This window comes from Streptomyces incanus, from assembly GCF_042656345.1.
Taxonomy (GTDB): domain Bacteria; phylum Actinomycetota; class Actinomycetes; order Streptomycetales; family Streptomycetaceae; genus Streptomyces; species Streptomyces incanus.
Map to the genome: position 1 here is coordinate 72,090 of NZ_JBHSPC010000056.1, position 7,455 is coordinate 79,544.

Genomic DNA, 7,455 nt, shown 5'->3' on the forward strand with positions numbered 1-7,455 from the left:
GCGGGGGCTATTCGAGGAGCTCCGCGTACGAGCCCATGGCCAGGGCGATGTCGGCCTGGGCCCAGAACCGGTGGTACGTAAAGGTGGGCGCGGCGCCGCCCGCCAGATAGGACTCGATCTTCGACCAGGCCGGGTCGTCCTTGTAGAAGGAACGGATCGAGTCGAACGTCGACGACGAGTTGATCGTGTCGCCGTTGGGCATGGTGCCCGTCCAGCCGCTCGGGACGTGGAGGGGGTCGTCGAAGCGGTTGTAGTCGGCGCGGGTCTCCGGGACGGCGATGCCGAGGGCGTCCTGGTGGTTGCCCCACATGCCGTCGAGGAGCGCCTTCGCCGTCCTTGCGGCCTTGGTGTCGCCCGAGCGGTCCGCGTAGTACGTCAGCGTCTTGGCGTAGGCCGCGGCCACACCGACGTCGTTGGTGTAGTCGGCGACGGTGACGTGCAGTGAGCTGTTGGCGCCGGGGGAGGACGGGTTCCAGGTGTCGGGCTTGCCCGACCACTGCAACGTCGACGGGACCCGGAAGGTGCCGTCCGGGTTGATCGTCGTCTTCGACAGCGCCCAGTCGACCCACTTGTCCAGGACGACCTTGGCATCGGCGTCACCCGTCTGCTGGTAGTACTCGGCGACCCGCTCCATGGACCACGCCTGGAAGCCGAACCACTGGTTGGACGGCGGGTCGTGGTACACCGGCTTCTCGTCGTAGTACATGCCGTAGAACGTCGGCGTCCCGGCCGGCGGCGTCGCGTAGCGGCCCGCCCAGCTGTTGGTGGCGCCGCCCGCGATGGCGCCCTCGCCGGACTGCAGCCAGCGGTAGAACTCCAGCTGCCGGTCCAGGGACTTGGCCCAGTCCGCCGCGCCGGTCGCCGACTTCGGCTTCAGGCCGGGGTAGGAGCTGAGGGCGTGGGCCGCGAGGGGGTTCTGGTAGCCGCCGTGCGCGTGGCTGGAGCCGATGCGCCAGGCCCAGCCCGCCGAGGTGTCGGTCGCGCCGCCCCAGGCGTAATACCAGGACATCAGGTAGTGCGAGGAGTCCTTGCCGGTACCGGCCGGGCAGGAGGACGGGCTGGTGCAGTTCCCGACCTTTTTGAAGTACTTGTCGTACATGGAGTAGCGCAGGTAGTCGCCCATCTTGGCGGCCTTGGCGACGGTTGCGGAGATGGCACCGCCCTTGCCCTGCTCCTTCGCCCACAGATCCGCCCAGTACGCGGCCTGCACCGCGCGTGCGTCGGCGTCCGGCGCGTTGGTGAACTTCCACTGCTTCGCGTAGGAGGCGTCCTGGGTGAACAGGTCCAGATACCCGTTCTTGCCGCCGTACTTGAAGGCGTCACAGGTGGGCTGCGGCACCGTCTCCCACACCGACTCCTGCGAGCCGCGCTGGAAGGTGTTGATGTACGACGGACCGGTCGCCGTCGGACCCGCCTCGCACTTGCCGGGCTCGTTGCCGTAGCCGTAGGTGTTGTCCACGTCCTGGAGCCAGTGCATACCGTAGACGTCGTCCGTGCCGTACGTGGACCTCAACTCGGAGGCGATCGGATCCGGGCCGACGGAGACGCCGGTGTCCAGCGGTGCCGGGTACTGCGCGGGGGTGTCGAGCTCGGGCGCGTAGGTCGCCGGCTTCGACGCGTTGTAGAAGGAGTTGGTCGGCTGGTCGGCGTGGGTCGGGATCATGTACCGCTCCATGATGTCCCAGGCCCCGTTGAACTTCGACCAGTCACCGGTCACCTTGCCGTACATGGCCTGCAGCCACAGCAGATAGCTGTAGGCCTCCGAGGTGGTCTCGTGGCCGTGGTCCGGCGCCTCGACGATCAGCGTCTCCACCGAGTGGTACGGGATGCCCTCGGGTGAGAAGTAGCCGTTCGCCGGATTGGTGATCTTCCCGTAGAGCTCCAGGAAGCGCGCGTCGTACGCCTTCGTCGCGCCCAGCTGCGTCACCGTGACCGCGGCCTTCGCGTGGCCCGGGGCCGACGACTCGAAGACCGCCGAGCCCGTGCCCGAGGAGCCGGCGCTGATCGTGACCTTCTGCGCGGTGTTCCAGTTCGATGGAGTGAAGGTGAGCGAGGCGCCCGCGCCGACCGACAGACCGGAGTTGCCGCTCACGCGGGTCGTCGTGACCGTCGTGTTCGCGCTCGGCCGCGTCGACAGCTTCACCTCGTACGTGCCCGACTCGCCTTGCCGCACGCCCAGTTGGGACGGCGTAGCCACCACGGTCGGGCCGGAGGCGACCGTGATGCCGACCGGGGTCGAGTTCGCGGAGGCGCCCAGGCTGTCGTACGCCTTCGCCGTCAACGAATGACTGCCCACAGTCAATCCGGCGACGGACAGCGTGAAGGGAGCGCTCGTGTCCGTGCCCAGCAGCCGGGTGTCGTCGTAGAACTCCACCTTGGTGATCGTCGCGTCGTCGGCCGCCGCCGCGGTCGCCGCGAGCGGAACCGTCTGGCCCTGCGTGTAGACCGCACCGGCCGCCGGGCTGGTCAGCACGGTGATCGGCGGCTGGTGGGCCCCCGTGCAGGCGGTGCCGTTGATGGCGAAGGACGTGGGCGCGGGGTTGCTGCCGCTGTAGGAGAACTGCGCGCCGGTGGTGACGGCGCCGCCGGCCGTGATCCGCGCGTTGTACGCGGCGTTCTTCACGGTCACGGTCCTGCCGGACTGGGACCAGTTGCCGTTCCAGCCGTTCGCGAGCTGCTGGTTGCCCGCGTAGCCGTAGGTCAGCGTCCAGCCGTCGATGGTGTCCGTGCCGCGGTTGGTGAGGGTCAGATCCGCGGTGAAGCCGGAACCCCAGTCATTGGTCCGGTAGTCCACGCTGCACTGAACAGCAGCCGCCTGAGCGGGAGTTGATCCGGTGGAGAGCATTGTCAGCGGAAGTGCCAGCGCTGCCACGGCGGCTGTCCACAGTCGCCGGACGCCGCGGCGTCTTCTGGGTGGGGGATGCATGGTGCTGGTTCCTCCTGCGACTCGGAGAGGTCAAGGCTTGAACCAGTGGGAGCGCTCCCATAGTGGGGATGGGGTCCAGAGCGGTCAAGGCTTGTGGTGAATCGAAAAGATTCGACGGCCCGAGTTGGGTGAATGTCGGTGACTCCCCTGTTCTTCGCCGTCACTTGGCGCTAGCTTCATGAACACCAGTGGGAGCGGTTCCATCAGTCGACGCGTCCGTCACGGCGCGTCCGAACTGCAAGGAGTCGCTCATGCGACACCCCCCGCGTTCAGTACTTTTACGTCCTGCCGTCGGTACGGCCGTGCCCCGCGCGGGCACCCCGGTCGCACCGGTCCTCACGGCGCACGAGACCGCGCCCGTGTGCATGGCGGAGCACTCCGCCACGGCCTCCCCGAGGGACGCCGGCACCGGATCCGCGGTGTTCCCGCTCGACGGCACCACCCGTACCCCCGGCGCGGGGGCAGCGCACTCCCGTGGGACCCCTCATGGCCGGTCCGGCCCCCGCACGTACCGGACCGCGGACCGGACTCCGTCCTGATCCATCGCCCGAGGCACCCCCACGCCGTACGGCACCGGACGCGCGACCCACGCGCGCCCCCGGTCGGACAGCACCGATGGTCAGCACTCGCCGGTCGGCGTCCGGCGGTCAGCAGCCGATGGTCGGCCCCCGACGGCCGGCGGCTGACGGACCACGCCCCACCGACGAGCGGCCGCACCGACAACTGCCCGCACGGACAGCCCTCTTCGGCCCGTCCCCTTCCGACAGCGCTTCTGGACACCCTCAACGGATAGGAAACCCGCACTCATGAGTCGCACGAGAACCGCGCTCCTCGCTGCCATGGCGCTGGTCGCCGGTGCCACCGGGACGGCATACGCCGTCGTACCCGACGGGGTCGGTGCCGCCGCCGTCCCCTGCACCGTCGCCTACCAGGTGCAGAACCAGTGGGACACCGGCTTCACCGCCTCCGTGACCGTCACCAACCTCGGTGCCGCCAAGTCGTCGTGGGCGGTGAAATGGTCCTACGCCGGCAACCAGCGGGTGACCAGCGGCTGGAACGCCAAGATCACCCAGTCCGGCAGCAACGTCACCGCCGCCAACGAGTCCTACAACGGCACACTGGCGACCGGTGGTTCGACCAGCTTCGGCTTCCAGGGAACCTACAGCGGCAGCAACGCGATTCCCGCCACCTTCACCCTCGACGGTGTCACGTGCAACGTCGACGGCGGCGGCCCGACCGACCCCACGGACCCGACCGACCCGCCCGGTCCCGGCAACCGGGTCAACAATCCCTACAGCGACGCCAAGGTGTACGTGAACCCCGAGTGGTCCGCGAACGCGGCAGCCGAACCGGGCGGCAGCCGCATCGCCAACCAGCCCACCGGTGTCTGGCTGGACCGCATCGCCGCCATCAACGGGGCCAACGGCAAGATGGGTCTGCGTGCCCACCTCGACGAGGCCCTGCGGCAGAAGGGCTCGGGCGAACTCGTCATCCAGTTGGTCATCTACAACCTGCCCGGCCGTGACTGCTCCGCCCTCGCCTCCAACGGCGAACTCGGCCCCACGGAGATCGGCCGCTACAAGACCGAGTACATCGACCCGATCGCCGCGATCCTCGCCGACGCGAAGTACGCCCCGCTGCGGATCGTCACCACCGTCGAGATCGACTCCCTGCCCAACCTCGTCACCAACACCGGCAGCCGCGCCACCGCGACGCCGGAGTGCGACGTGATGAAGGCCAACGGCAACTACGTCAAGGGCGTCGGCTACGCCCTGAACAAGCTCGGCGACGTGGGGAACGTGTACAACTACGTCGACGCCGGCCACCACGGCTGGATCGGCTGGGACGACAACTTCGGAGCCTCCGCCGACGTGTTTTACGACGCGGCCACCGCCGAGGGCGCGACCCCGTCGGACGTCCACGGCTTCATCACCAACACCGCCAACTACAGTGCGCTGAAGGAGAAGAACTTCACCCTCAACGACTCCGTGGCCGGCAAGTCGGTCCGCGAGTCCAAGTGGGTCGACTGGAACCGGTACGTCGACGAACTGGGCTTCGCCCAGGCCTTCCGCAACAAACTCGTCTCGACCGGCTTCGACACCAACATCGGCATGCTCATCGACACCTCCCGCAACGGCTGGGGCGGCACCGCCCGGCCCGCCGGACCGGGCGCGTCGACCAGCGTCGACACCTACATCGACGGCGGACGGTACGACCGCCGCATCCACATCGGCAACTGGTGCAACCAGTCGGGCGCCGGACTCGGTGAACGCCCGAAGGCGGCACCGGAGGCCGGTATCGACGCCTACGTGTGGATGAAGCCCCCGGGCGAGTCCGACGGGGCCAGCAAGGCGATCCCGAACAACGAGGGCAAGGGCTTCGACCGGATGTGCGACCCGACCTACACGGGCACCCCGCGCAACGGGAACAACCTCACCGGCGCCCTGCCGAACGCCCCGGTCTCAGGCCACTGGTTCTCGGCACAGTTCCAGGAGCTGATGCAGAAGGCGTACCCGCCGCTGTCCTGACCGGCCGGCCGGCCTCCGGTTGAACCTCGGCCGACCCCGATCCACCGAGTGACCCCGATCCGCCGGGGAGCGGGCCACGTGCCCGCTCCCCGGCGGATCGCTCACGCCCGTACGGGCGGTTTCGGGAAACCGTTTTGCCGGAGCGGCAACGATATTGGCCTCTCCCCGGTGCGTCGGCGCACCCTGTCCGCATCCGAGCGGAGAGGCTGACCCCCATGGCGCACCACGACCACCATCGCCACGAGCCCCGGCACGACGACCACCACCACGGCCACGGCACCACGGACACCGAGATCGAGTGGGCGGAGATGGCCTCCCTGCTCGAATCGGAGGCCGAACTGTTCACGCCCCTGTACGAACGAGCCCTCGGCTGGCTCGCGAAGGAGGTGACGGAGCCGGGACTGATCGTGGACGCGGGCAGCGGGCCGGGTGTCATCTCGTGTCTGTTCGCGGAGGTCTTCGAGGGCGCCCGCATCGTGGCCGCCGACGGCTCCGCCCCGCTGCTCGAACGGGCAGCGGACCGCGCCGCCCGGCACGGCGTCGGCGACCGCTTCGGCGCCCTCGCCGGTGAACTTCCCGGCGTGCTCGACGAACTGGAGTACCCGGCCGACCTGCTGTGGGCCAGCCGCAGCGTCCACCACCTGGGCGACCAGAGCGCCGCACTCGCCGCCTACGCCGCCCGGCTCGCGCCCGGCGGCACGCTGGCCGTCATGGAGGGCGGCCTGACCACCCGGTACCTGCCGCGCGACATCGGCATCGGCCGGCCGGGACTCCAGAGCCGCATCGATACCGTGGAGGCCGACTGGTTCACCCGTATGCGCGCCGAACTGCCGGGCTCCGTCGCACACACCGAGGACTGGCCCGCCCTGCTGACCGCGGCCGGGCTGCACCAGAGCCGCTCCCGCACCTTCCTCCTCGACCTCCCCGCCCCGGCCACCGACCGTGCTCGTGCCCACGTCGTCGCGACCCTCACCCGCACCCGCGACAGACTCGACGAGGAACTGGACGCCGACGACCGCGCCACCATCGACCGCCTCCTCGACCCGGCCGACGAGGCGAGCCTGCACCACCGCCCCGACGTCTTCTTCCTGGCGGCTCACACGGTCCACACGGCCGTCCGCCCGGTCTGACCCGTGCGGTCCGTCAGGCCCGGGTGACCAGGTTTCGAGAGCCCGGTCCGGCGGCGCGAGCTTGACTTGAAGCGCTCTCCAAGTGATGTACTCCCCGGCACTCGACGACACACAGGGGGTATCCATGACCGACTCACCGGTCACGCTCATCACCGGCGGGGGCAGTGGCATCGGCGCCGCAGTGGCCCGGCGGCTGCTGGACGCGGGGCAGCGGGTGGCCGTCACGGGCCGCGGCGAGGAGCGGCTGCGCGGCTTCGCGAAGGAGCTCGGGGAGCCGGAAGGGCTGGTGACGATCCCCGGGAACGCGGCCGAGTACGACGACGTGCGGTCGGCGGTCGACACCGCGCTGAAGGCATTCGGCCGACTGGACACAGTCGTCGCCAACGCCGGTTTCGCCACCCACGATTCGGTCGCCGAGGGCGACCCCGCCGGGTGGACCGAGATGGTGCTGACCAACGTTCTCGGCCCCGCCCTGCTGATCAGGGCCTCCATCGACGCCCTGAAGGAGACCCGCGGACGGATCGTCCTGGTCGGCAGCGTCGCCGGGTTCGTGCCTACGCCGGGCAACCTCTACGGTGCGACGAAGTGGGCGGTGACCGGGCTCGCCGAGAATGCCCGGCGGGAGGTCACCGAGTGGGGAGTCGGGGTCACCCTCGTCGCGCCCGGCCGCGTGGAGACCCCCTTCTGGGACTCCTACGGCAGCCTCCCGCCCGGCCATCTGCTCACCGCCGACCAGATCGCGGAGTCGATCGTGTGGGCGATGCGGCAGCCGGCCGGGGTGGACGTCAACACCGTGGTCGTCCGTCCCGTGGGCCAGCCCAACTGACGAGCCCCGGCCGGACGGCCGGACAGGCGGGCGGCGGCTTCCCCC

At 69.8% G+C, this 7,455-nt stretch carries 4 protein-coding genes; 3 read left to right on the forward strand and 1 reads right to left on the reverse strand.

From position 1 onward, the window contains the following. Positions 1-7: 7 nt before the first annotated feature. Positions 8-2,926, reverse strand: coding sequence for a glycoside hydrolase family 48 protein (locus ACFP2V_RS19885; RefSeq protein ID WP_381213902.1), 2,919 nt, complete (start codon positions 2,924-2,926; stop codon positions 8-10). Between the two features lie 806 nt (positions 2,927-3,732). Here ACFP2V_RS19885 and ACFP2V_RS19890 point away from each other — a divergent pair. From ACFP2V_RS19890 to ACFP2V_RS19900, 3 genes are all read left to right on the forward strand, one after another. Continuing rightward, on the forward strand, positions 3,733-5,454 hold the full coding sequence (locus ACFP2V_RS19890; protein ID WP_381213905.1) for a glycoside hydrolase family 6 protein: 1,722 nt from the start codon (positions 3,733-3,735) through the stop codon (positions 5,452-5,454). 215 nt (positions 5,455-5,669) lie between these two features. Beyond that, positions 5,670-6,584, forward strand: coding sequence for a class I SAM-dependent methyltransferase (locus tag ACFP2V_RS19895; protein ID WP_381213908.1), 915 nt, complete (start codon positions 5,670-5,672; stop codon positions 6,582-6,584). A 124-nt stretch (positions 6,585-6,708) separates the two neighbouring features. After that, a complete protein-coding gene (locus ACFP2V_RS19900; protein WP_381213911.1) occupies positions 6,709-7,410 on the forward strand; it encodes an SDR family oxidoreductase in 702 nt (233 codons plus the stop codon). Positions 7,411-7,455 lie beyond the last annotated feature (45 nt).

Bases quoted from the DNA above. Each gene is read 5' to 3' on its own strand.
- ACFP2V_RS19885 (WP_381213902.1), bottom strand. From the start codon at position 2,926: ATGCATCCCCCACCCAGAAGACGCCGCGGCGTCCGGCGACTGTGGACA.
- ACFP2V_RS19900 (WP_381213911.1), top strand. From the start codon at position 6,709: ATGACCGACTCACCGGTCACGCTCATCACCGGCGGGGGCAGTGGCATC.
- ACFP2V_RS19895 (WP_381213908.1), top strand. From the start codon at position 5,670: ATGGCGCACCACGACCACCATCGCCACGAGCCCCGGCACGACGACCAC.
- ACFP2V_RS19890 (WP_381213905.1), top strand. From the start codon at position 3,733: ATGAGTCGCACGAGAACCGCGCTCCTCGCTGCCATGGCGCTGGTCGCC.